The sequence below is a fragment of the Kitasatospora sp. McL0602 genome, from assembly GCF_052076145.1.
Taxonomy (GTDB): domain Bacteria; phylum Actinomycetota; class Actinomycetes; order Streptomycetales; family Streptomycetaceae; genus Kitasatospora.
Map to the genome: position 1 here is coordinate 1,443,746 of NZ_CP197246.1, position 22,860 is coordinate 1,466,605.

The following is a 22,860-nucleotide window of genomic DNA, read 5'->3' on the forward strand; positions in this document are numbered from 1 at the left end:
ACGGTTGGCACCGGCGAGGCCATGAACGGGCTTCCTTCTCAATCCAACTTGAAAATAGTCCCTTCGCTCTCCTCGCCTTCGATGTCACGCCGGGGTGCCGTTACGGCACCCCGGCGTCGTCGTATCCGTCACCAGGCAGACCGGCAGACAGCGCGAGCAAGGATCCCGACCGATGACCGACGTCGTACTCTTCCACCACGCCCAGGGGTTGACCACCGGAGTCGTCGCCTTCGCCGACGAGTTGCGCGCGGCCGGGCACACCGTCCACACGCCCGACCTCTTCGACGGGCGCACCTTCGACTCGATCGAGGAGGGCGTCGGGTACGCCAAGCAGGTGGGCTTCGGCGAGATCGTCGAGCGTGGTGTCCGGGCGGCCCGGCAGCTGCCGGAGGCAGTCGTCTACGGCGGGCTCTCGCTCGGCGTGCTTCCTGCCCAGATGCTGGCCCAGACCCGGCCGGGTGCGCTGGGCGCGCTGCTGCTGCACGGCTGCGTCCCGGTGGCGGAGTTCGGTACGGCGTGGCCCGACGGCGTGCCGGTGCAGGTGCACGCGGCGGCGGACGACCCGTTCTTCGCCGAGGACGCCGAGGCCGCCCATGAGCTGGTCGCCTGCTCGGCGACGGCGGAGCTGTTCCTGTACGCGGGGGACCAGCACCTCTTCACCGACCGCTCGCTGCCGGCGTACGCCCCGGAGGCCACCGGGCTGCTCACCCGGCGCGTGATCGACTTCCTCGACACCCTCCCGGCCGTCGCCTGATCAGCCGGTGGCGGCCGGGAGGGTGAGCAGCATCGTGGTGCCGCCGCCCGGGGTGTCCTCCACCTCCAGGGAGCCGCCCATCGCCTCGGCGAGGCCACGGGAGAGCGCGAGGCCGAGGCCGACACCGGTGGTGTTGTCGGTGTCGCCGAGGCGCTGGAAGGGGAGGAAGACCCGGTCGCGGTCCTGCGGCGCGATGCCGGGGCCACGGTCGACGACGCGGATCTCCACCCGGCCCCGGAGGCTGCTGGCGGCGACCAGGACGGGCTCGCCAGGGGCGTTGTACCGCAGGGCGTTGGTGATGACGTTGGCCAACACGCGTTCCAGCAGCGGCGGATCGGCCAGCACCGCCGGGGCGGTGTCCAGACCCAGCGGCTGGACGGCGGCGTCGGGCCGGGCGAGCGAGTCCATGGCCCGTACGAGCGCCTCGGCCGGCCGGATCGGTGCGAGGTGCAGGGTGAGGGCGCCGGCCTGGAGGCGGCTCATGTCGAGCAGGTTGTCGACCAGCCGGGTGAGTTTGACGAGGGATTCGTCGGCCAGGTCGAGGAGTTCGGCCCGGTCTCGGGCGGAGAACTCGACCTCGGGGCTGCGCAGCGAGCCGACGGCGGCGAGGGCGGCGGCGAGCGGGGTGCGCAGGTCGTGGCTGACGGCTGCCAGCAGGGCGGTGCGCATCCGGTCGGCGGCCCTGATCGGCTCGACCTCGGCAGCGACGGTGGCGAGGCGGTCGCGCTCCAGCGCGGCGGCGACGTGGGCGGCGAAGGCCGTCAGCACCCGCTGGTCGGCGGCGGGCAGCCGACGGCCCGTCAGGACGAGCAACGCGTGGTCGCTGACCGGGACTTCACTCACAATACGATCCGGGGCCGCAGCAGTGCCGGCCGAGTCGGTGCGGGCGACGACCTCGCCCGCGACGCGGTCGAGCAGGGTGACGGAGTCCATGCCGAAGGCCGTCCGGGTCTTCTCCAGCAGCGCGGGCAGGGCCTTCGCGCCGCGCAGCACGCTGCCGGCAAGGGTGGAGAGCGTCTCGGCCTCGGCGGTGGCGCGGGCGGCCCGGGTGGTGAGCCGGGCGGCCCGGTCGACCACGGTGGAGACGGTGAGTGCGACGGCCGCGAAGACCCCCAGCGCGATGACGTTGTTGGGCTCGGCGACGGTGAAGGTGTGGACGGGCGGGATGAAGTAGTAGTTCAGCAGCAGGGAGGCGGCCAGTGCGGCGAGCAGGGCCGAGGCGGCGCCGCCCAGCAACGCGACCGCCACCACTCCGAGTTGGAGGACCAGCGTGTCGGTGGTGAGGTTGACGGCGGACCGGGCCTGGGAGAGGGCGGCGGTCAGCAGCAGCGGCAGGACGAGGCCCGCGAGATAGCCGGCGACGGCGCGCCGCCTGGAGTGGCGGCGGCCGAGGGCGGGCAGTCGGCCGCGCCCGGTGAACTCGTGGGTGACCATGTGGACGTCGATGTCCTCGGAGCGGTCGACCGTCGTCTCGCCGATGCCGGGGCCGGTGAGGAAGCGGTTGACCCGGCCGCGTCGGCTGGTGCCGAGCACGAGCTGGGTGGCGTGGTGGGCTCGGGCGAAGGCGAGCAGCGCGGTGGCGATGTCGTCGCCGACCACGACGTGGTAGCTGCCGCCGAGGGTCTCCACCAACTGCCGCTGCTCGGCCAGGTTTCCGGGCGAGGCCCCGGCGAGGCCGTCGCTGCGGGTGACGTGCACCGCGAGCAGCTCTCCCCCGGCCGTGCGGTCGGCGATCCGGGCGGCCCGGCGGACGAGGGTCTCGCCCTCGGGCCCTCCGGTCAGGGCCACCACCACCCGCTCACGGGTCTCCCACACCCGGTCGATATCGTGGGTGGCGCGGTAGTCGCGCAGGCCCTCGTCGACCCGCCCGGCGACCCAGAGCAGGGCGAGCTCGCGCAGCGCGGTGAGATTGCCGACCCGGAAGTAGTGGGAGAGCGCGGCGTCCACCTTCTCGGCGCGGTAGACGTTGCCGTGGGCCATCCGGCGGCGCAGCGCCTGCGGGGCCATGTCGACCAGCTCGATCTGGTCGGCCCGGCGGACGACCTCGTCGGGCACCGTCTCGCGCTGCGGGATGCCGGTGATCTTCTGCACCACGTCGTTCAGCGACTCCAGGTGCTGGACGTTGACGGTGGTGATCACGTCGATCCCGGCCGCCAGCAGCTCCTGGACGTCCTGCCAGCGCTTGGCGTTGCGGCCGCCGGGGGTGTTGGTGTGCGCGAGCTCGTCCACCAGCACGACGGCGGGCCTGCGGGCGAGGATCGCGTCGAGGTCCATCTCGGGGAAGTCGCTCCCCCGGTAGTGGCGGCTCAGCCGGGGCGTGACCTCCAGACCCTGGAGGATGTGCTCGGTGTGCCGTCGGCCGTGGCACTCGATGTAGCCGACCACCACGTCCGCGCCCCGGTCGCGCCTGCGGTGGGCCTCGTCCAGCATCCGGTACGTCTTGCCGACGCCGGGGGCCGATCCGAGGTAGACCCGCAACCGGCCCCGGCGGTTCGAGGCGTGCAACGTCACTTCTGCTCGCTGAGTGCCTTGTTCAGGAGCACGACGTTGACGCCGGGCTCGCCGAGGAAGCCGAGCGATCGGCTCTCGGTGTACTCGGCGACCAGCCCGGCCACCGTGTCGGCGGGCAGCTTGCGGGCCTCGGCGACGCGGGCGGCCTGCTCGTGGGCGTAGGCGACGGAGATCTGCGGGTCGAGACCCGAGCCGGAGGCCGTCAGCGCGTCGGCCGGGACGGCTGCCGGGTCGACTCCGTCGAAGGCGGCGACGGCGGCGCGGCGGTCGTCGACGGCCTTGAGCAGGTCGTCGCTGTTGGGGCCGAGATTGGAGGCGCCGGAAGACTTCGGGTCGTAGCCCGCACCGGCGGCGGACGGCCGGGGCTGGAACCACTGCGGGTCCGGCCGGGCCTGCTCCTTCGGGTCGTCGGGGTTCTTCTTCGGGAGGTCGTAGTTCTGGCCGATCAGGCTGGAGCCGATCTCCTTGCCGTCGGTGCTGACGATCGAGCCGTTGGCCTTGGCGGAGAACGCGACCTGGCTGACGCCGGTGACGAGCAGCGGGTAGGCGAGGCCGAGGATGACCGTCATCACCAGCAGCAGCCGCAGGGCGGTGAGGTGGGTGCGTACGGAAGTGGGCATGGTCTGCTCTCTCAGCTCAGGCCGGGGATGAACTGGACGATCAGGTCGATCGCCTTGATCCCGACGAAGGGGACGACCAGGCCACCGATGCCGTAGACCCCGATGTTCCGCGCCAGCAGCGAACTCGCGTCCGAGGGGCGGTACTTGACGCCACGCAGGGCGAGCGGGATGAGGCCGACGATGACCAGGGCGTTGAAGACGATCGCCGAGGTGATGGCGGAGGTCGGGCTGTGCAGGCCCATGATGTTGAGGTGGCGCAGGCCCGGGTACACGCTGGCGAACATCGCCGGGATGATCGCGAAGTACTTGGCGACGTCGTTGGCGATCGAGAAGGTCGTCAACGCCCCTCGGGTGATGAGGAGTTGCTTGCCGATCTCGACGATCTCGATCAGCTTGGTCGGGTTGGAGTCCAGGTCGACCATGTTGCCGGCCTCCTTGGCCGCCATGGTGCCGGTGTTCATCGCCACACCGACGTCGGCCTGGGCCAGGGCGGGGGCGTCGTTGGTGCCGTCGCCGGTCATCGCGACCAGCTTGCCGCCCTCCTGCTCCTTCTTGATCAGGGCCATCTTGTCCTCGGGCGTGGCCTCGGCGAGGAAGTCGTCCACGCCCGCCTCGTCCGCGATCGCCTTCGCCGTCAGCGGGTTGTCACCCGTGATCATGATGGTCTTGATGCCCATCCGGCGCAGCTCGTCGAATCGCTCCTTCATGCCCTCCTTGACCACGTCCTTGAGGTGGATCACCCCGAGGGCGCGCGGCGCGGCGGAGCCGGCCCGGGAGGCGACCAGCAGCGGCGTGCCACCGGCGGCGGAGATGCCGTCGACCAGCTCGGCGACGTCCCGGCCGACCGAACCGCCCTGCTCGGTGACCCAGTTGGTGACGGACCCGGCCGCGCCCTTGCGGACCTGGCTCCCGTCCACGTCGACGCCCGACATCCGGGTCTGCGCGGTGAACGGCACCCAGGTGGCGTGCGCCAACTCGCCCTGGGCGCGGGCCCGCAGGCCGTACTCGGTCTTGGCGAGCACCACGATCGAGCGGCCCTCGGGGGTCTCGTCGGCCAGTGAGGAGAGCTGGGCGGCATCGGCCAGCTCGTCGACGGTGACACCGGCCGCGGGCCGGAACTCGGCGGCCTGCCGGTTGCCCAGCGTGATGGTGCCGGTCTTGTCGAGCAGCAGCGTGTTGACGTCACCCGCCGCCTCGACCGCCCGCCCGGACATCGCCAGGACGTTGCGCTGCACCAGGCGGTCCATGCCCGCGATGCCGATCGCCGAGAGCAGCGCGCCGATCGTGGTCGGGATCAGCGCGACGATCAGTGCGACCAGCACGATCATGCTCTGCGGGGCCCCGGCGAAGGTCGCCATCGGCTGCAACGTCACCACGGCGACCAGGAACACGATGGTCAGCGAGGCGAGCAGGATGTTGAGCGCGATCTCGTTCGGCGTCTTCTGCCGCGCCGCGCCCTCGACCAGCGCGATCATCCGGTCGATGAAGGACTTGCCGGGCTCGGAGGCGATCTTCACCACGATCCGGTCGGAGAGCACCTTGGTGCCGCCGGTCACCGCACTGCGGTCACCGCCCGACTCGCGGATCACCGGCGCGGACTCACCCGTGATCGCCGACTCGTCGACGGAGGCGACGCCCTCGACCACGTCACCGTCGCCCGGGATGACCTGCCCGGCCTCGACCACCACGTGGTCACCGAGCCGCAGCGCGGTGCCGGACACCTCCTCCTCGGCCTGCGAGCCGGGCCAGTCGAGCAGGCGGCGGGCCATAGTGTCGGTCTTGGTCCTGCGCAGCGTGTCGGCCTGCGCCTTGCCCCGGCCCTCGGCGACGGCCTCGGCCAGGTTGGCGAAGACCGTCGTCAGCCAGAGCCAGACGGTGATCGACCAGGCGAACACGGACGGGTCGGCGATCGCGGCGACGGTGGTGACCACCGAACCGACCTCGACCACGAACATCACCGGGTTCTTGACCATCACCCGGGGGTCGAGCTTCTTCACCGCATCCGGCAGGGACTTGGCGATCAGCTTCGGGTCGAGCAGGCCGCCGGACACCCTGTGCGGAGCCGGGGCCGGGGCCTCCGGCTCGGCGGCCGGGGCGGGAGTGAGCGTGGTGGACATCAGTGGAGACCTTCCGCGATCGGCCCGAGAGCCAGCGCCGGGAAGTAGGTGAGGCCGACGACGATCAGGACGACGCCCGACAGCAGGCCCACGAACAGCGGCTTGTGAGTGGGCAGGGTGCCCGGAGTGGCGGGGACGGGCTGCTGCCGGGCGAGCGAACCCGCCAGCGCCAGCACGAACACCATCGGCAGGAAGCGGCCCAGCACCATCGCCAGACCCAGCGCCGTGTCGTACCACGGCGTGCTCACCGTGATGCCGGCGAACGCCGACCCGTTGTTGTTGGAGGCCGAGGTGAACGCGTACAGCACCTCGGAGAAGCCGTGCGCACCGGAGTTGAGCATCCCCGCCCGCTCGCCGGGCAGCGCCATCGCTACACCGGTGCCGATCAGCACCAGCGTCGGCGTGGTGAGGATGTAGAGGGAGGCGAACTTCATCTCCCGCCCGCCGAGCTTCTTGCCCAGGTACTCCGGGGTGCGGCCGACCATCAGACCCGCCACGAACACCGCGACGATCGCCAGGATCAGCATCCCGTACAGACCCGAACCGGTGCCGCCTGGCGCGATCTCCCCGAGCATCATGTCGAAGACGGTCAGACCGCCGCCGAACGGCGTGTACGAGTCGTGGAAGGAGTTCACCGCGCCGGTCGAGGTCAGCGTCGTGGACGCCGCGAAGAGGCTGGAGGCCGCGACGCCGAAGCGCTGCTCCTTGCCCTCCATCGCCCCGCCCGCCGCCTGCAGCGCCGCACCGCCGTGGTGCGACTCCGCGAAGGTGATCAAGGTGGCCGAGGCGACCCAGAACAGCGCCATCACGGAGACGATCGCGTAGCCCTGGCGGTGGTCGCCGACCATCCGGCCGAAGGTGCGGGGCAGCGAGAAGGAGATCACCAGCAGCAGGAAGATCTCCAGCACGTTGGTGAAGCCGGTCGGGTTCTCGAAGGGGTGCGCGGAGTTGGCGTTGAAGAAGCCGCCGCCGTTGGTGCCCAGTTGCTTGATGACCTCCTGCGAGGCCACCGGCCCACCGGGGATCGACTGGGTGCCGCCGCCGAGGGTGGCGAGGTCGTGGAAGCCGTGGAAGTTCTGCACCACGCCGCCCGCGACCAGCACCAGCGCGAAGACGATCGAGACCGGCAGCAGCAGGCGCAGCACGATCCGCGTCAGGTCGACCCAGAAGTTGCCGACCCGGTCGGTGCGGTTGCGGGTGAAGCCACGGATCAGCGCCGCGACGACGGCGATGCCGACGGCGGCGGAGACGAAGTTCTGCACCGCCAGCCCGGCCATCTGCACCAGGTGTCCCATCGCGGATTCGCCGCTGTAGGACTGCCAGTTGGTGTTGGTGGTGAAGGATATCGCGGTGTTCCAGGCCTGGTGCGGCGCCATCTCCGGCACGCCCAGGCTGAGCAGCAGGTGCGTCTGGAGCCGGATCAGGCCGTACAGGAAGAGCACGGAGACGGCCGAGAAGGCCAGCACCGAGCGCAGGTAGACGGGCCAGCGCTGGTCGGCGTCACCGTCCACGCCGATGAGCCGGTAGAGGCCGCGCTCGGCTCTCAGGTGCTTGGCTGTGGTGAGGAGCTTGGCGATGTGGTCGCCGAGGGGGCGGTAGCAGAGAGCCAGCGCGCCCACCAGGGCGAGGGCCTGCAGCCAGCCCGCGAGGGTGGCACCCATCTCAGAACTTCTCCGGGTAGATCAGCGCGACGACGAGGTAGCCGATGAGCGCGACAGCGACGATGAGACCTGCGACGTTCTCGGCACTCACAGCTTCTCCACCCCCCGAGCTATCAGGGCGATGACGGCGAACACGGCGACCGTGATGCCGACGAAGACGAGATCGAGCATGTGCTCCACCAACTGGTTCAGTGCTTGCCCGCCGGGCTCCGCGTACTCCGCAGTGGCCCGGCAGCACCGGCTGACGACCGGCGTGACCAGCCAATCAGCGGATTCCGGGCATGCCGGAGGCCCTGACGCCCTCCATACGGGGGGCACCAGGACCTTGACGGCGCCTTGACGCCGTCGGCGTACCTTCAGACAGCTCTAGACCGGCAGGTACCAGGTCTGGTCGGCCGTGCCGGTGCAGGGGGCGAGCTGGAGCACCGAGCCCTGGGGGTCGCCCAGGCAGTCGCCGGTCAGCAGGTGGCTGAGGTAGCCGTCCGGGTGGACCGCCCAGCGCTGGGCGGAGCTTCCGTCGCAGGTGGCGAGCGCGGTGGCGCCGGGGGTGGCGGCCGAGGGCTGGAGGCACCTGCCGAGCGCCTGGAGGGTGCCGTCGTTGGCGAGCGTCCAGATCTGTGATCCGGTGTAGGTGCAGGCCAGCAGGGCGGCCGGGGCCCCGTCGGCGGTGCCGGTGAGGCAGTTGCCACCGGCGGCGTTGGTCAGACCGCCGGAGACCTGCGCGCCGTTGTACGGCAGCCGCCACTGCTGGGCCGCGGTGCCGTTGCAGGTGTAGAGCTGGAGCTGGATGCCCTGCGTGGTCGAGGAGCCGGGGTCGTCCAGGCAGAGCCCCGAGGCGACGTCGACCAGCGCGTGGGCCGGCCCCGGCCGCCACTGCTGGGTGGCCGCGGCGCCGTCCCCGGCCGGGTTGTCGGCACAGGTGGTGAGCACGATGGGCGTGCTCACCGCCGGCTGGTCGCCGACCGGCGCGAGGCACTTCCCGAAGACCCGGAGCGTGCCGTCGATGGCTGCGGTCCAGCTCTGGGCGTCGGTGCCGTTGCAGCCGTAGAGCACCACGGGATTCCCGTCGGCCGGCTGCGAGTGGTAGTCGTCCAGGCAACGGCCCGGCAGCCCGGCGGCGACCGTGCCGGTCGGGCTGCCGGCCACCCGCTCGAAGGAGAACGAGTTCGTCGCGAACCCGGCGCCGCCGTCCCACAGTTCGAAGCCCGCCGACACGCCGCAGAGCGACTCCGAGCGCTTCAGCAGGCCCCGGGTGACGGCGTCCAGGACGAAGGGCCGGACATCGAGCCGGGACACCGACGTCGTGCTGTCCGGCAGTTGGTAGTTGATCAGCATGTGCTCGGAGCTGACGGCCGTGGCGGTGAGGCTGTAGTCCGTGCCGCCGACCGTGGCCGTGCCGACCGGATCACCGTACGGGGTGGCACCTCGGGCGCTCAGCCAGATCATCACCTCGTCGCTGGCGGTCGGCGAGCAGCCGACACCGTCGTGACTGAACCAGAGGTCGTACGCCACGTCGTAGCTGCCCGCTGCGGGCTGCGTGATGCTCCAACTGGTCGTGCTGTCACCCAGGGTGGCCAGTGACAGCTGGTGGGCCGGGCTCACCGAGGTGGGGGTGATGAACGGGTACGCAGCCGGGCCCTCGGGCTTCTGCCGCACCTCGGGCGTCGTGGTCAGGGTGCTGCTGGAGACGGTGAACTGCGCGGCTCCGGTGGTGGTGACGCAGACGTTGGCCTTGGCGAAGTCTGTGTTCCAGGCGCCTGGGCTGACGCCGTACCGGCCGGCCGCCACCGGAGTAGTGGCCGCCGGGTTGCCGCAGACCGCGGCGGTGCCCGCGACCGCCGAGCCGACTCCTGCCGGGCCGGCTCCGGCGACCACCGCGAGCGCCACCGCGCCTATGGACACGCAACGTCGAACGGACTGCAGACGACTCACCGACGGCTCCCCCAATGACCAATGATCAATGACCAGCGACATGACTGACGTGTGATCACATACGTGACGCACGCAGCATAGGCGCGGCGCTCACCGCCCGGTGCGGCGGCGGAGGTCGACGGTGACCAGGCCGTCGGGGGTGCCGAGGGTGAGGAGCGTGCCGACGAGGGCCATCGACCAGACCTCCGAGCCCAGCCGGAGGTCGAGCACGGCACCGGCGGCGGCGAGGTCGCGCACCCGGACCACGCCGTCGGACCAGGCCGCTGCCACCAGCGCCCCGGCCGCCGTCGCCCCGGCCGCGACGGCGGTGACCGGGCAGCCCCGCCGGTCGGAAGGCTCGGGCATCGGCTCGGCGGCCGGGCCCCAGAGCTGGACGGCGCCGTCGAGACCACCGCTGACCAGCAGCGGGAGGTCCGGCTCGGACAGGCCACCACCGCCGAGCGCGACGCCCGCGAGGGCCGTCACCGGGCCCCGGTGGAGCTGCGCGCTGACGGTCTCCTCGGGCTCGGCCCAGTGCACGGCTCCCGCCGCGTCGCCGAACGCCGGTGCGGCGCCCGGCAGTCGGCCGATCGCGGCCACGGCGGTGAGCTCGGCGGCCTCCACCCGGATCGCCGCGATCGCCTCGGTCAGCTGGTACGGCTCCAGGCCCGGCCAGGCCTGTTCGGCGGGCAGCAGCTCCGCCCCGCCCCAGCTGTCCAGCAGGACGACCGTGCCACCGGAGGTCACCGCGAGCCCGCGCAGCGGCTTCGGCCCGGGGACGACGACCACGCCGGTCCGCCGCCCGGTGGCGGAGTCGTACGTCCGCACCGTGCCGTCCCGGTCGGCCGCCAGCAGCTGCGAGGTGTACGGGCCTGGCCCGGCGGCCGCCATCGCCACCGCCCCCCGGCCGGTGGACACCCAGCGGGTCGCCCACTCACCCGGTACACCGGCCAGCGCGGCCGCCGCCTTGTCGTCGACCCCGAGCAGCCGGGTCCGGAGCACGGCGGCGCGGACGCCTGGGGCGGGCTCGTCGATCAGGCCCGGACCTGCCGCCCGCCAGGCCCGCGCGAGGGCGTCGTCCCTGCCCTCGACGGCCGCCGTGACGGCGGCCGGCCGGGCCAGCGCGTACAGCACGGGGTCGGTGGCCAGCGGGCCTAGGTCCGCCACTCGGCCTGCCAACTCCCAGATCCTGGTGAGGAGTTCTTCGTCGGCTGCCCGCAGGTCGCGGCTGCCGTCGGCCGCCGAGGGCACCCGCGCGATCAGGGCGGTGACGTCCTCGACGATCGGCGCTTCGCCCAACGCCCGCCCCGGCGAGGGGTACTGGCCTCCGTCCGCGCCCACCCCGGCGCACCAGGCGGCGAACTGCCCCCGGTCGGTCCACCGTTGGTCGTCCAGGTCCAGCACCACCGGCTCGGGCACGGCCTCGAAGCCCGGTATGTGCGGCGCATCCTCCACCAGCAGCCGGACGTGCGGCAGTTCCAGCAGCGGGTTCAGCAGCTCGGCCACCAGCCGGCCCGGATCGACGGCCTCGTCCAACCCGGGTACGCAGATCACCGTGCGGCGGCCGTCCCGGGCCAGGGCCGCGAGCAGCTCACCAGGGGTGTGCGCGACCAGGTGGAACTGCTGGCCGAGCAGCCAGACGGCGCCGCGCAGCGAGAGCCCGGCCGCCGGGACGACCCCGTGGATGCGCTGCGCGCTCGGCGTCGCGGCGGCCGTGCAGGCCCGTACCAACCGGGCCAGCAGGTGCGACTTCCCCGCGCCGGGGGCACCGGTGATGCGGCAGAGCCGCGCCGCGCCCTCGTCGTCCAGCCAGCCCAGCAGCGCCAGGCCGGCGGCCTGCCGCCCTGCGTCGGACACGTTCATTCGTCCCCTCCCAAGCCGTAGGACAGGCTCTAGCCCTGGCGCTCCGCGACGCTGATCATCAGAGCCTTGACGCCCTCTTCCCGCGATTCGGCGCTGCGGCCGTAGTCGAAGCTGTGGGTGAACCGCGCCCCGGTGAAGACGTCGGCCATCCAGAGCGAGCAGTAGTGGCCGGGCAGCACGCAGGGCTCCAGCTCGCAGTAGACCTGGGTGATCTGCTCGGGCTCGACGCCGGCCGCCCGGAGGCGGTGCCAGACCATCTCCTCGGGGTGGGGCATCCCGGGGCCACCGATCGCGGTGACGATCCGCTTCTCGCCGCCCTCGTCGACGAACTCGAAGGCCGCGGAGGAGACGGTGTTCAGCGGCCGCCGCAGGTCGTCCAGCACCCGGGGCCACCAGCTCTCCCGGTCGGCGAAGGCCGCCGGGTCGAGCTCCACCAGCCCCTGGCGCAGCTGCTGGTAGGCGGCGAAGGCGGCCCGTCCGTCCTGGCCGTCGCCGATGGCGGGGAGGTGACGGTCCAGCAGGAGCAGCCCGGCCGCGAACGCCTCGACACTGCTGTTCACGGCGAGTTCGGGCAGGCTCGTGCCCAACACGAGGGCCCGGACGGCGCCGCCCTCGGCCACGTACAGCTGGGCGCCCCTGTCGTAGCCGACCCGCAGCTGCCCGGCCAGCGGCCCGGCCTCCCGGTCGAGGAGGGCGGCGAAGTCGCCGAGCAGCGCGGGCTCGGACGGTTCCGGCGCCTCGAAGTACGGGCCGACCTGGAGCGGCAGCCCGATGGCGCTGCCGGGGACGCTCCACAGCCCCTTGTCGCCGAACTGCGCCCGGAGCGCGGCCTGAAGATCGTCAGTCATCTCTCACTCACATCATCGGGTAGGAGTCGAGATACGTCTCCCAGAAGCGCGTCCCGGCGTCGAACGGGCGCTGGTCCCAGGCCGCGATGTCCTCGCGGATGATCTCCTCGATGTCGGCCCAGTCGTAGGGGGTCGGCCGCTCGTCCGGTCCGGGCCGCTCCGCCTCGAACATGTACACCAGGTAGGACAGCGAGGACAGGTCCTGGTTCACCAGCTCGAACTCGATCTCCGAATCCGGGTCGGACACCCAGATCGTGCCGTCGTCGAGCTTGACGAAGACATCCGCCTGGTAGAGCTCGCCCAGCGGCTGGAGCTTCCCGTGCGGCGTCTCGACCGGCTCGGCCCCGACCTCCCGGGCGAACGCCTCGTCCGGGATCGCCGGGTCCGGCTGGGCGACACCCGGGGCGATCCGGAACAGCCCGCCGGCGTGCGGGACGCCGTACTCGACGGCGAACCGTGCGTCCTCCGGGTCGGGCCAGATCGCCGAGGCGACCTCCGGCCGGAACCTGAGCAGCCCTCCCGGCCGCATGTCGCTCGCGATCCCCGGCCAGTCCGCTGCCACCAGCACGTCCCGCTCCTCCCGTCCCAGCCCGCCCGTCCCGGTCCTTCCCGGGCCGTCGGACAGACTCTACCGATGCCGCCGGGCCCGCTTCGTCCGTGCGGCCTGCTGGAGCCCCTCGCCCTTCTCGTCGAAGTCGTGGCTGCCCATCGTGCCGCCCGTCCGGCCCTCGGTGTGGTCCTTCTCCAACTGCTCCAGGTACGCCTTGTGACCCCAGTCGCGCTCGGCCCTCGGGATCGAGTTGTCGTACTCCACGCCGTGCGAGACGTTGAGGTCGGAGTTGTGCGGCTCCAGGTGTCTGCCCATCCACCGCTCGCAGTTCGGCCCGTCCTGGCAGGGCGCCCGCTCGGTGTAGAGGTCCCTTATGTTGTGCTCGTTGCCGCCCAGCAAGGGTTTGCCGATGGAGCGCTCGGAGTGACTGCGGTTGTCGCCGCTGCGGCCCACCAGGATGAACTCGTGGCCGTCCTCGTCCTTGTAGTGCAGCGCCGCGTAGTTCTTCCCGCCGTAGTCCTTGTTCGCGAGCCGCGCCTCCTCGACCGCCCGGGAGAGGTCGTGCGGCTCCTCCAGCTTGTGGCTCTCGACGCCCTTCTCCTCCGGGTTCGCCGGATCCTTGCGGGCGTGGTACTTGTCCTTCATCTCGGCCTTGGACGGGTCCTTGACCTTCTTGCCCTCCGAGTCGAGCAGGGAGTGGATGCCCGAGCCGTCGCCCTTCTCCAGGGCGTGCAGCTCACCGTCGCGGATCTCGTGCAGGCCGCCCTTGTCGTCGAGGAAGTACTTCCGCAGCGAGGCCGCGTGCTCGGCGTCGTTCTCCAGGTGGTTCTTGAGGGACTTCTCCAGGCCCTCGTGGGTGTCCTTGTAGAGCTTGGAGACCGCCTGGCCGGCGTCCTCGACGAGGGTCTTCTCCAGCTTCTGCGCCGTGTCCTCCAGCGCCTTGGCCGCACCTTTGGTCATTCGAAGCTCACCCCCGAGATCTTCGACCGGAAGACCTCCGCGTGGCCGGCCACCGTCTCGGCGTGCTCGCGCATGGTCGCCGCGTGGGCCGTCAGCGCCGCAGGCTCGATCCGGAAGCCCTCCCCGGCCGCGCCACCACCGCCGGAGACCCCGAGCGCGGACTCGGCAGCCTGGTAGACCAGCCCGCTGACCGCCCGGCCCACCGTCTCGATCAGCGGGCTGACCGCGGCCTCGATGACCTGGCCGATGATGTACTGCTCCAGCTGCTGGGTCAGGAAGTCGACCAGCTTCTCGGCCGCCTCCTCGATCAGCACCAACGCGGCCTCGGCGGCGCCGAGCGTGGCCACGGCGGCGACCTGGTCGGCCACGAAAGCGGCTGCCATCACCACCAGTTCGGCGATCGCCTCCACCTTCATCGCCACGATCGCGTCGGCCGCGACGTCCAGCGCCGTGGCCACCACGTGGCAGGCCTCGACCAGCTCGCGCATGTGACTGTCGGACAGCTGGCCCCACTTGGCGAGCAGCGCCTCGTACCCGGCGCCCTGGTACGCCTCGCCGATCCGGCCGATCGTCGCCGTGGAGGCCTGGTGCGTCTGGTCCAGGTTGTCGGCGAACTCCCGTACGTGCGAGCCGAACTCGCGGACCTTGTCCTCGTTGACCTGAGGCCAGTTCACCCCGATGAACTGCAGCAGGGACACCACTTCGCCCGGCAGCTCGATGGCCATGAAATCCCCCTCACGCCACCTCGAAAAGTCGTCGGCCGATAGTAGTACCGAACCAACTCCCCCTCAACAGCCCGTCGGAGATCCCCCGCCACCGGCCTGCCCGCCCGCTCGCCGACCCCGGGCCCCCGGCCCAGGATGGAGGGAGGGGCCGAGAGCTCTGGGAGGCACCCCGTGACGCACATCCGGACGACCGAGGTACTGATCGCGGGCGCCGGCCCCGTCGGGCTGAGCGCGGCCGCCGAACTGCGCCGGCACGGGGTGCAGTGCCGGCTGGTGGACCGGCTGCCGGGGCGGATGCCGTACGCCAAGGCCGTCGGCATCCAGCCGCGCACCCTGGAGCTCTGGGACCGGATGGGCCTGGCCCGGGACTTCCTGGAGACCGCCGTCCCGCTGCGCGGCCAGCTCGCCTACGTCGACGGGAAGGAACAGGCGCCGATCGAGCTCAGGCTGCCGCCCGAGGTGCCGTACGGCTTCGCGGCGCTGCCGCAGTACGAGACCGAGCGGCTGCTGGAGCAGTACGTCGAGGGCTGGGGCACCCGCATCGAGCGGGGCCTGGAGCTGGTCTCCTTCGAGCAGGACTCGGACGGCGTCACCGCCCGCCTTGCCAGCGCCCTCGGCGGCACCGAGGAGGTCCGGGCCGGGTACCTGATCGGGTGCGACGGGGCGCACAGCGCCGTCCGCAAGCAGCTGGGGCTCGGCTTCGAGGGCGGGGCCTTCCCCGACGAGTACATGCTCGCCGACGTCGAGGCCGACTGGGACTTCCCGCCCGGGTACGGCCTCCGCTCCAGCCACCGGGCCGAGGACGGCTCGACCGACGACCTGCTGGTCTGCATCCCGCTGCCGGGCACCAACCGCTACCGGATGTCGATGACGGTCCCGCCCGAGCTCTCCACCGGGGCCGACGGCGAGGGCAGGCTCGTACCCAAGCTGGCCGACATCCAGGCGGTCGTGGACCGGCTCGCGCCCCGGCCGGCCGTGCTGTCCACGATGCGCTGGTCCTCGGTCTTCCGGATCAGCCACCGGATCGTCGACCGGTACGGCGACGGGCGGGTCTTCGTCGCGGGCGATGCCGCCCACATCCACCCGCCCACCGGCGCCCAGGGCATGAACACCGGCATCCAGGACGCCTGCAACCTGGCCTGGAAGCTCGCCATGGTGATCGGCGGAGCGGCAGGCCCCGGCCTGCTCGCCAGTTACGACGCCGAGCGTCGCCCGGTCGGCGAGGAGGTGGTCGGGCGGACCGTCCGGCACGCCACCCAGGGCTTCGAGGCCGACCCCGACGACCTGGCCACCCGGTCGCTGCGCGAGGCCCAGCTGCTCGTCGGCTACCGGGGCGGCCCGCTCGCCGGTCCAGGCCACGGCCCTGCCGACGCACCGCAGCCTGGCGACCGCGCCCCTGACTGCATCGGCCTGGTCTCGCCCCTCGCCGGCTACCCGCTGCGGCTGCTCGACGTCCTGCGCGGGCGGGCGGGCCACGTGCTGGTGCTGTACGCCACCGACGCCGCCGCCCTCGCGGCCGCCCGCACCGACGCTGCCACCGACGCCGCCACCGAGCCGGACCTCCAGACCGTGGCCGTCCTCGCCTGCGAAGCCGCCACCCCCGCCGCCACAGCCCTGGCCGCCTACCGCGACGCCGCCGGGGACTTCGCCCGCCACTACCGCCCCGACGGGCCGACCGGCCTGCTGATCCGCCCGGACGGCCAGATCGGCGCCCGCTTCCCGCTCACCGACACGGCTGCGGCGCTGGCGGAGTACCGAGCGCTGCTGTCCGCCGGTCAGTGATCCGGGCGCAGGGCTGCCCAGCCGTGTTCGAGCAGGGCGAACGTCTGCTCGGCGCTGCGCCGTGGGTCCTCGGGGTGCCGCTGGACGAGGAGCCGGGCCTCGAGTGCGAAGCGGGCCAGGGCCGCACAGGTGATGTCGTCGTCGGGGGCGCCGACCTCCCGCGCGACGGCGTGGGCCAGGGCCGTTTCGTGGCGGGTCCACATGCGGTGGGCGTACTCGCGAAGGGCCGGGGTGTCCTGCACCAGCCGGGTGAAGGCGGCGAAGCGCGGGTCCGTGTCACGGACGCCGAGTTGAGTCTGCTTCAGCAGGATGTGCTCGCGCAGCGCCTGGGGGATCGACCGGCCGGGGGGCCGGTCGTGGACGGCGGCGACCAGTGCGGCTTCGAGGTCGTCGTCCTGGTCGAAGACGAGCGCCTCCTTGCTGGGGAAGTGCTTGAAGAGCGTGGTCACGGACACGTCGGCGGCATCGGCGACCTCCTTGACACCGACCTGGTCGTAGCCACGGTCGAGGAAGAGCCCGAGTGCGGCGTCGGCCAGTGCTGCCCGGGTCTGGGCCTTCTTGCGCTCGCGGCGCCCGGTCGGTTCGGTCACCTCTGCATCGTAGCCCAAGATGAACTCACTCCAAAAGTGTAGTCATTGCACTTTCTTAGCGACTGTGCTTTCTTGGATCCCATGAACTCCACTCCCGACCGCCGCATCGCCGTCGTCGGCGCCGGTCTCGGCGGCCTTGCCCTGGCCGCCGTCCTGCAGCGCCACGGCCACCCCGTCACGGTCTTCGAACGAGAGACCGCCGCCACCGCCCGGCCCCAGGGGGGCACCCTCGACATCCACGCAGGCACCGGCCAGGCCGCTCTGCGCGCGGCGGGCCTGCTCGACCGGTTCCACACCCTGGCCCGGCCCGAAGGGCAGGAGTGGCGGAAGCTCGACCCCGCCACCGGCGCCCTGCTGCCCTTCCACGGGCCCGTCCACGACGAGGAGTCCCCGGAGATCGACCGCGGCCAGCTGCGCGGCCTGCTCCTGGAGTCGCTCACCACGGAGACCGTCCGCTGGGGCAGCACCGTAAGCGGCGTCACCCCGCTCGGGGACGGCACCTGGCGTCTGCTGCTCGGCGACGGCACCACCGAGGACGCCGACCTGGTGGTCGGTGCGGACGGCGCGTGGTCCCGCATCCGCCCGGCGCTCTCCCCCGCCGCGCCCGCCTACACCGGCGTCACGTTCGTCGAGGCCGGGTTCGACGACTGCGAGCTCCGCCACCCCGCCCTCGCCCGAATGGTCGGCAACGGCAGCCTGTTGGCGCACTCCGACGGAAAGGCCCTGTTCGCCCAGCGGAACAGCAACGGCCACATCCGCGCCTACATCGCCCTCCGCGCCCCGCACGACTGGCACCAGCGCAGCGGAGTGGACCTCGGCGACCGGACGGCCGTCCGCGCCCACCTCCTGGCGAGGTTCGACGGCTGGAGCGAGGGCCTGCTGCACCTCCTGCGGTACAACGACGGCGCCTTCGTCAACCGGCCGCTGTACGTCCTGCCCGCGCCGCACACCTGGCAGCACCTCCCCGGCATCACCCTGCTGGGCGACGCCGCGCACCTGATGCCCCCGGTCGGGCTCGGCGCCAACCTCGCCATGCTCGACGGCGCCGACCTCGCCCACGCCCTCATCGCCGAACCCACCGTCGAAGACGCCGTCCGCGCCTACGAGGCCACCATGCTGCCCCGCTCCGCCGAGGCGGCCCGGGACTGCGCCGACGCCCTCCACCACCTCGTGCCACCGGCACGGCCCGGACAGCCCGACGCCCGGCCTCCGGCGGTATCCGCCGGAGGCCGGGCGTCAGTGACCATGCGTCAGTGACCGGGCGTCAGCCGACGGTCAGGGTGAACGGGCCGGCCAGCACCGAGTAGCCGTCGTTGGCCAGGTAGTACGCGTCGTACCGGCCCGCGCCGCTCAGCTTGCTCGTCGCGAGGGTGACCGCGCCGCTCGCGTTCGGGGTGTAGGCCCAGGTCAGCGCGGACTGCGCGCCCGGGGTCACGCCCGCCGGGTAGATGCCGACCCAGTTCTTCGCGCTGATCTGGGAGGCGGCCGAAGTGGCGTAGCGGAGAGTGGCGTTGCCGCCGTTCGCCACCGCGTTCAGGTCACCGGTGAGCGTCGGCCGGGTCGCCGTGGACGGCGCGAACGCGGCGTTGAGCGGTGTGGCGTAGGTGTCGTTGGCGGTCAGACCCGGCAGGCCGAGGGCGGACTCGATGGTGCGGCCGATGCCGTAGTGGTCGTAGTGCAGCGGGCTGCTCGTCCCGGCCGGGACGGTGCCCTGCGAGCCGACGACGACGGTGGCGACGTGGTTGTAGCCCTCGTTCTCGCTCTCGTCCCAGGTCAGCAGGAGCAGCGAGCGCTGCTGGGTCCACGCCGGGGAGGACAGCACCGGGGCGAGGGTCTGCTTCAGCCAGCCGTCCTGCACCTTGAGGCTGGTGGCGTTGCCGTTTCCGGAGCCCTCGCCGTCGTAGTAGTCGTCGGCGGCGATCCAGGAGAAGTTCGGCGTGGTGGCTGCCGACTGCAGGTCGGTGGTCAGCTGCGTGGTGTCGAACAGGTGCGCCGCGCAGCGGGCCGGATTCCCGCTGATGTCCGTGTAGTTGATGAACGGCGCATCGTCGGGCATGTACTCGCTGTCGTAGTTCTTGTTGGTGTTGCAGGGCGTGCCCATGCCCTGCTCGTAGGCCTTCCAGCTCTTGCCGGCGCCCTCGATCGTGTCACCGAGGTTGCGCTGCGGGGAGTTGATGTTGGGCCAGTAGGTGGCGCCCTTGGTGTACGTGTCGCCACCGGCGATGGCGAGGTAGTTCTCGTCGCTCGGGTGGTAGACGGCGCGGGCGTCGGTGAGGGTGGCGCCCTGGGACATCAGGCTGTGGATGTACGGGGTGTCCGCCGGGTCGTTCATGATCTGGGAGTAGTCGGTGTTCTCCATCATGACCGTGAACACGTGGTCGTAGCCCGGGACGCTCGACACCGGGGGTGCGACCGGCGCCGGTGCTGCGACGGGGGTGCTGAGGGTGAGCGAGAGGTTGTCCAGGTAGCCGCTCTCGTTCGAGGTGGAGCGGAACTGCACCTCGACCTGGATCGACCGCGTCCGGGCCGGGACGGCTCCGGTGGCGCTGCGGGAGATGAACTTGGTGGCCAGACCCCGGTCGGTCGCGGAGACGGTCGGCAGGGTGGCAGCCGCGCCGACCGGGCTGCCGGACGCGTCCTTGAAGTGCAGGCTGACGGCGACGTAGCCGCTGTAGGCGGCCCAACCCCCCAGCCAGCCGTTCAGGTTGTAGCTCACCCCGCCGCCGTCGATCGCCGCTGCCGCCGAGGAGACGTCGGCGGTCTGCGACATCGCGCCGTCCCCGAAGTTTCCCGGCCCGAAGAAGGCCTTGCCGGGCGTCCGGCCGTCGCTCGGCAGCCCGAAGGAGCCTGCCGTGTGGCACATGACGTCGTTGCCGCCGGCCTGGACCGTCCAACCGGGGAGCGTGGTGGCCGCGCTCCAGTCGGTGGTGCAGGTGCCGCCGGTCTCCGCGTCGCCGTTGACGATCAGGTTGCCGCTGCTCCCCGCTGCCTGGGCGGGGGCAGGGGCGGCGACGACCAGCGCGCCGAGGAGGGGGAGGGCGGCGAGCAGCCCGCCGAGCGAGCTCGAGCGCAGACGCATAGGGATACCTCGTCCGTTGGTGAGGGTGGTTGCCCCGGCTGTGCACCATGGGCGGACCATAGGTATCGGTCGGTGCTGTCCGGCGGAAGAACTCCGGCAGAACTTGCTCAGACAACTTCGGGCGGATGCCGCACTCGCCTCGGTCAGCTGTCGTCCGTCAAGGTGTCGGGCTGGACCGGCTGTTCGGACCAGATGACCTTGCCCTCGGGGGTGTAGCGGGTGCCCCAGTGGTTCGCGAGCTGGGCGACCAGGAAGATGCCCCGGCCGCCCTCGTCGGTGGTGGCCGCCCACCGGAGGTGGGGTGAGGTGCTGCTGCCGTCGGAGACCTCGCAGACCAGGCTGGTGTCGTGCAGCAGGCGGACCCTGACGGGCGGGGCGCCGTAGCGGATGGCGTTGGTGATCAGTTCGCTGAGGATGAGCTCGGTGGCGAAGCCGAGCTCGCCGAGCCCCCACTCCTCCAGGCGGCGGGCGCAGGCCGAGCGGACGGGCCCGACAGCGGCCGGGTCGATCGCGACCTCCCACTCGGCCACCTGGTCCGGCCCCAGCAGCCGGGTGCGGGCGACCAGGAGGGCGACGTCGTCGACGGGGTGGGCGGGCAGCATGGCGCCGGTCACGGCCCGGCAGACCTCGTCGGGGCTGCGCCACCCGTCCCGGGCCAGCGCCGAGCGCAGGCGGTCCAGCCCTTCGTCCAGGTCGCGGTTGCGGCTCTCCACCAGGCCGTCGGTGAAGAGCACGAGCTGGGAGCCGGCCGCCAGGCGCAGCTCGGTGACCTCGAACGGGTGGCCGCCGATGCCCAGCGGCGGGGAGACGGCCACCTCGGGGTAGTCCACGGACCCGTCGGGGGCGACCAGGGCGGGCCCGAGGTGTCCGGCGGAGGCCAGGCTGCACATGCCCGACACCGGGTCGTAGACCGCGTACATGCAGGTCGATCCGGTGATCTCCGAGCCGCCGGCCTCCTCGGCCTCGCCGTCCAGCTGGGCGACCAGCTCGTCCAACCGGCCCAGCACCTCGTCGGGCGGCAGGTCGAGGGCGGAGAAGTTGAGGACGGCGGTGCGCAGCCGTCCCATCGAGACTGCGGCGTGGATGCCGTGGCCGACGACGTCGCCGACGACCAGGGCGGTCCGGAAGCCGGGCAGTCGGATCACGTCGAACCAGTCCCCGCCCACTCCGGCCCGCGCCGGGAGGTAGCGGAACGCGACATCGAGCGCGGTCGCCCCGGGCAGGCTGCCCGGGAGCAGGCTGCGCTGCAGGGTGGTGGCCATGCTGTGCTCGCGGCTGTAGCGGCGTGCGTTGTCGACGGCCACGGCGGCGCGGGCGGCCAGCTCCTCGGCCAGCGACAGGTCGTCCTGGCCGAACGGGGTGTGCTCCGGCGACCGCCAGAACTCGGCCAGGCCGAGACCCACCCCCCGGACCCGCAGCGGCACCGAGATCATCGCGCCGGCCGGGTCGCCGCCGAGCACCGCGTGCCCGTCGTCCGTGCTCCGCGCCTGCGGCGTCGAGGGCGGGTACGTCACGGTCTCGCCCAACGGCAGCGGCCGCCCCGCCTGCGGCGCGCCCCGCACCGCCGTCCGGCGCATCCGCCGGTCGGTCGGCTCCGGCTCCTCGCCACGGGTCACCGCCTCCAGCAGGGAGACCGAGGCGAGGTCCGCGAAGCGGGGGACGGCCACCGTCGCCAGCTCCTCGCAGGTGCGGGTCATGTCCAGCGTCCGGCCGATGCCGACGCCCGCCTCGTAGAGGAGCCGGCGCTGCCGCCCGGCGGCCTCGACCCGGCCGGTGAGCTCGTGCAGTTCGGTGGAGTCGCGCAGCGTCACCACGCTGCTGGGGAGTCCCCGGTACGGGGCGGTGGGCCGCTTGTTCACCGCCAGCAGCCGGTCACCGGCCGGGAACACTCCGTCCGTCACCTCCTCCTCGGAGGTCAGCAGCCGGACCGTGTCCGGATCGAGTCCCAGCTCCGCGACCGGCCGGCCCTCGGCGTCCGCCGGCAGCGCCAGCAGCCGCACGGCCTCGTCGTTGGCGAGCATCAGCCGCCCGTCGTCGCCGATGATCAGGACGCCTTCGCGCACGGCGTGCAGGACGGCGTCGTGGTGGTCGTACATCCGGGCCAGTTCGTCGGGGCCGAGACCACGGGTCTGCCGCAGCAGCCGCCGCGAGGCCAGCGCCGTGCCCGCCGCGGCCAGCACGACCGCACCGGCCGCGCCCGCCAGCAGCACCGCCAGGTGGGTGCCCACGACGGCGTCGACCTTCTCGACCGCGATGTTCACCGCGACGACGCCCTTGGGCGCGCCGTCGGCGCCGAAGACGGGGACGGCCGTGGCGATGGAGCGGTACCCGGGCTCGTCGAGGGTGAAGGTGACCGTCCGGCCGGCCCGCAGCTCGGGGATGACGGTCTCCCGGACGTAGGCCGGCGGGTCGTAGGGCTTCCCGATGTAGCCCGGGAACGGCGAGGTCAGCTGGACGAACGCGGTGGAGAAGACGACCACCGAGTCCACCCCGGTCGCCTGCCGGACGGCCTCCGCCTGCGGCTGCAGCACGGCCGACGGATCAGGGCCGTCCAGTGCCTGGGCCACACCGGGAGCGTGCGCGAAGGACTCCGACACCCCCCGGGTGACGCGCTGCGCCTCGCTGGTCGTACTGGACCGGGCCTGCAGCACCATCGCCGTCAGCGCGGCCGCGACGAGCAGCACCACGATGACGATCTCGACCAGGAAGATCCGGCCGGCCAGGCTGCGGACGTTCAGCAGCGAGCGCAGCCGACCCTGTCCTCGCGACGGCGGAGCACCGTGGCCACGGCGCTTCGAGGACCACCGTCGGGGTCTGATCACCTCCCATCCATAACACCCGCCCGGTCCGGGCGCGACTCCTCCACCGGATCGGGCGTACCGGTCTGCG

The 22,860-nt window shown here is 72.3% G+C and carries 17 protein-coding genes; 3 read left to right on the top strand and 14 right to left on the bottom strand.

Features of this window, described 5'->3' with window-relative positions:
* Positions 1–172 precede the first annotated feature (172 nt).
* Positions 173–754 carry a dienelactone hydrolase family protein gene (locus tag ACR68M_RS06765; RefSeq protein WP_441249515.1) on the top strand — a complete coding sequence of 194 codons (582 nt, stop codon included), beginning with the start codon at positions 173–175 and terminating at the stop codon, positions 752–754.
* Here ACR68M_RS06765 and ACR68M_RS06770 read toward each other — a convergent pair whose 3' ends face one another.
* The 11 genes from ACR68M_RS06770 to ACR68M_RS06820 all read right to left on the bottom strand — a co-directional run bounded on the left by ACR68M_RS06770 (position 755) and on the right by ACR68M_RS06820 (position 14,520).
* Entirely contained in the window at positions 755–3,265 is a 2,511-nt protein-coding gene (locus ACR68M_RS06770) for an ATP-binding protein (RefSeq protein WP_441249516.1), read from the bottom strand.
* Positions 3,262–3,885 (bottom strand): K(+)-transporting ATPase subunit C, encoded by a 624-nt coding sequence (gene kdpC, locus ACR68M_RS06775; RefSeq protein WP_441249517.1) that lies wholly within the window; start codon positions 3,883–3,885, stop codon positions 3,262–3,264. Before kdpC ends, ACR68M_RS06770 begins: the two co-directional genes overlap by 4 nt.
* Positions 3,886–3,896: 11 nt before the next feature.
* Positions 3,897–6,002: a potassium-transporting ATPase subunit KdpB gene (gene kdpB, locus ACR68M_RS06780; protein ID WP_441249518.1), complete on the bottom strand. Its 2,106-nt coding sequence runs from the start codon at positions 6,000–6,002 to the stop codon at positions 3,897–3,899.
* Positions 6,002–7,663 (bottom strand): potassium-transporting ATPase subunit KdpA, encoded by a 1,662-nt coding sequence (gene kdpA, locus ACR68M_RS06785; RefSeq protein WP_441249519.1) that lies wholly within the window; start codon positions 7,661–7,663, stop codon positions 6,002–6,004. Before kdpA ends, kdpB begins: the two co-directional genes overlap by 1 nt.
* Position 7,664: 1 nt before the next feature.
* Positions 7,665–7,754 (bottom strand): K(+)-transporting ATPase subunit F, encoded by a 90-nt coding sequence (gene kdpF, locus ACR68M_RS06790; RefSeq protein WP_441249520.1) that lies wholly within the window; start codon positions 7,752–7,754, stop codon positions 7,665–7,667.
* Positions 7,755–8,029: 275 nt separating this feature from the next.
* Positions 8,030–9,565 carry a ricin-type beta-trefoil lectin domain protein gene (locus tag ACR68M_RS06795; RefSeq protein ID WP_441249521.1) on the bottom strand — a complete coding sequence of 512 codons (1,536 nt, stop codon included), beginning with the start codon at positions 9,563–9,565 and terminating at the stop codon, positions 8,030–8,032.
* A gap of 120 nt (positions 9,566–9,685) precedes the next feature.
* Entirely contained in the window at positions 9,686–11,437 is a 1,752-nt protein-coding gene (locus ACR68M_RS06800; RefSeq protein WP_441249522.1) for a hypothetical protein, read from the bottom strand.
* 29 nt (positions 11,438–11,466) lie between these two features.
* Positions 11,467–12,285, bottom strand: coding sequence for a nucleic acid/nucleotide deaminase domain-containing protein (locus ACR68M_RS06805; protein ID WP_441249523.1), 819 nt, complete (start codon positions 12,283–12,285; stop codon positions 11,467–11,469).
* A gap of 7 nt (positions 12,286–12,292) precedes the next feature.
* Positions 12,293–12,853, bottom strand: a complete 561-nt coding sequence (locus ACR68M_RS06810) for an SUKH-4 family immunity protein (RefSeq protein WP_441249524.1) — start codon at positions 12,851–12,853, stop codon at positions 12,293–12,295.
* A gap of 60 nt (positions 12,854–12,913) precedes the next feature.
* Entirely contained in the window at positions 12,914–13,795 is an 882-nt protein-coding gene (locus tag ACR68M_RS06815) for a nucleic acid/nucleotide deaminase domain-containing protein (protein ID WP_441249525.1), read from the bottom strand.
* Positions 13,792–14,520, bottom strand: a complete 729-nt coding sequence (locus ACR68M_RS06820; RefSeq protein WP_441249526.1) for a WXG100 family type VII secretion target — start codon at positions 14,518–14,520, stop codon at positions 13,792–13,794. The genes ACR68M_RS06815 and ACR68M_RS06820 overlap by 4 nt, the downstream gene beginning before the upstream one ends.
* Before the next feature lie 135 nt (positions 14,521–14,655).
* Between ACR68M_RS06820 and ACR68M_RS06825 the strand changes: the two genes are divergently transcribed.
* Positions 14,656–16,302, top strand: a complete 1,647-nt coding sequence (locus tag ACR68M_RS06825; RefSeq protein ID WP_441249527.1) for an FAD-dependent monooxygenase — start codon at positions 14,656–14,658, stop codon at positions 16,300–16,302.
* Here the strand turns inward: ACR68M_RS06825 and ACR68M_RS06830 are convergent.
* Positions 16,296–16,892, bottom strand: a complete 597-nt coding sequence (locus ACR68M_RS06830) for a TetR/AcrR family transcriptional regulator (protein ID WP_441249528.1) — start codon at positions 16,890–16,892, stop codon at positions 16,296–16,298. The genes ACR68M_RS06825 and ACR68M_RS06830 overlap by 7 nt on opposite strands.
* Before the next feature lie 81 nt (positions 16,893–16,973).
* Here ACR68M_RS06830 and ACR68M_RS06835 point away from each other — a divergent pair, with 81 nt between their 5' ends.
* Positions 16,974–18,149, top strand: a complete 1,176-nt coding sequence (locus tag ACR68M_RS06835) for an FAD-dependent oxidoreductase (protein ID WP_441249529.1) — start codon at positions 16,974–16,976, stop codon at positions 18,147–18,149.
* Between the two features lie 7 nt (positions 18,150–18,156).
* Here the strand turns inward: ACR68M_RS06835 and ACR68M_RS06840 are convergent, their stop codons facing one another.
* The gene (locus ACR68M_RS06840; RefSeq protein WP_441249530.1) at positions 18,157–19,971 is read right to left on the bottom strand and encodes an alkaline phosphatase family protein; all 1,815 of its coding nucleotides are present in this window, start codon (positions 19,969–19,971) and stop codon (positions 18,157–18,159) included.
* Positions 19,972–20,114: 143 nt separating this feature from the next.
* Positions 20,115–22,793 (bottom strand): SpoIIE family protein phosphatase, encoded by a 2,679-nt coding sequence (locus tag ACR68M_RS06845; RefSeq protein ID WP_441249531.1) that lies wholly within the window; start codon positions 22,791–22,793, stop codon positions 20,115–20,117.
* Positions 22,794–22,860 lie beyond the last annotated feature (67 nt).

Bases quoted from the DNA above. Each gene is read 5' to 3' on its own strand.
- ACR68M_RS06820 (WP_441249526.1), bottom strand. From the start codon at position 14,520: ATGGCCATCGAGCTGCCGGGCGAAGTGGTGTCCCTGCTGCAGTTCATC.
- kdpB (WP_441249518.1), bottom strand. From the start codon at position 6,002: ATGTCCACCACGCTCACTCCCGCCCCGGCCGCCGAGCCGGAGGCCCCG.
- ACR68M_RS06825 (WP_441249527.1), top strand. From the start codon at position 14,656: ATGGAGGGAGGGGCCGAGAGCTCTGGGAGGCACCCCGTGACGCACATC.
- ACR68M_RS06840 (WP_441249530.1), bottom strand. From the start codon at position 19,971: ATGCGTCTGCGCTCGAGCTCGCTCGGCGGGCTGCTCGCCGCCCTCCCC.
- kdpC (WP_441249517.1), bottom strand. From the start codon at position 3,885: ATGCCCACTTCCGTACGCACCCACCTCACCGCCCTGCGGCTGCTGCTG.
- kdpA (WP_441249519.1), bottom strand. From the start codon at position 7,663: ATGGGTGCCACCCTCGCGGGCTGGCTGCAGGCCCTCGCCCTGGTGGGC.
- ACR68M_RS06815 (WP_441249525.1), bottom strand. From the start codon at position 13,795: ATGACCAAAGGTGCGGCCAAGGCGCTGGAGGACACGGCGCAGAAGCTG.
- ACR68M_RS06800 (WP_441249522.1), bottom strand. From the start codon at position 11,437: ATGAACGTGTCCGACGCAGGGCGGCAGGCCGCCGGCCTGGCGCTGCTG.
- ACR68M_RS06835 (WP_441249529.1), top strand. From the start codon at position 16,974: ATGAACTCCACTCCCGACCGCCGCATCGCCGTCGTCGGCGCCGGTCTC.
- ACR68M_RS06805 (WP_441249523.1), bottom strand. From the start codon at position 12,285: ATGACTGACGATCTTCAGGCCGCGCTCCGGGCGCAGTTCGGCGACAAG.
- ACR68M_RS06765 (WP_441249515.1), top strand. From the start codon at position 173: ATGACCGACGTCGTACTCTTCCACCACGCCCAGGGGTTGACCACCGGA.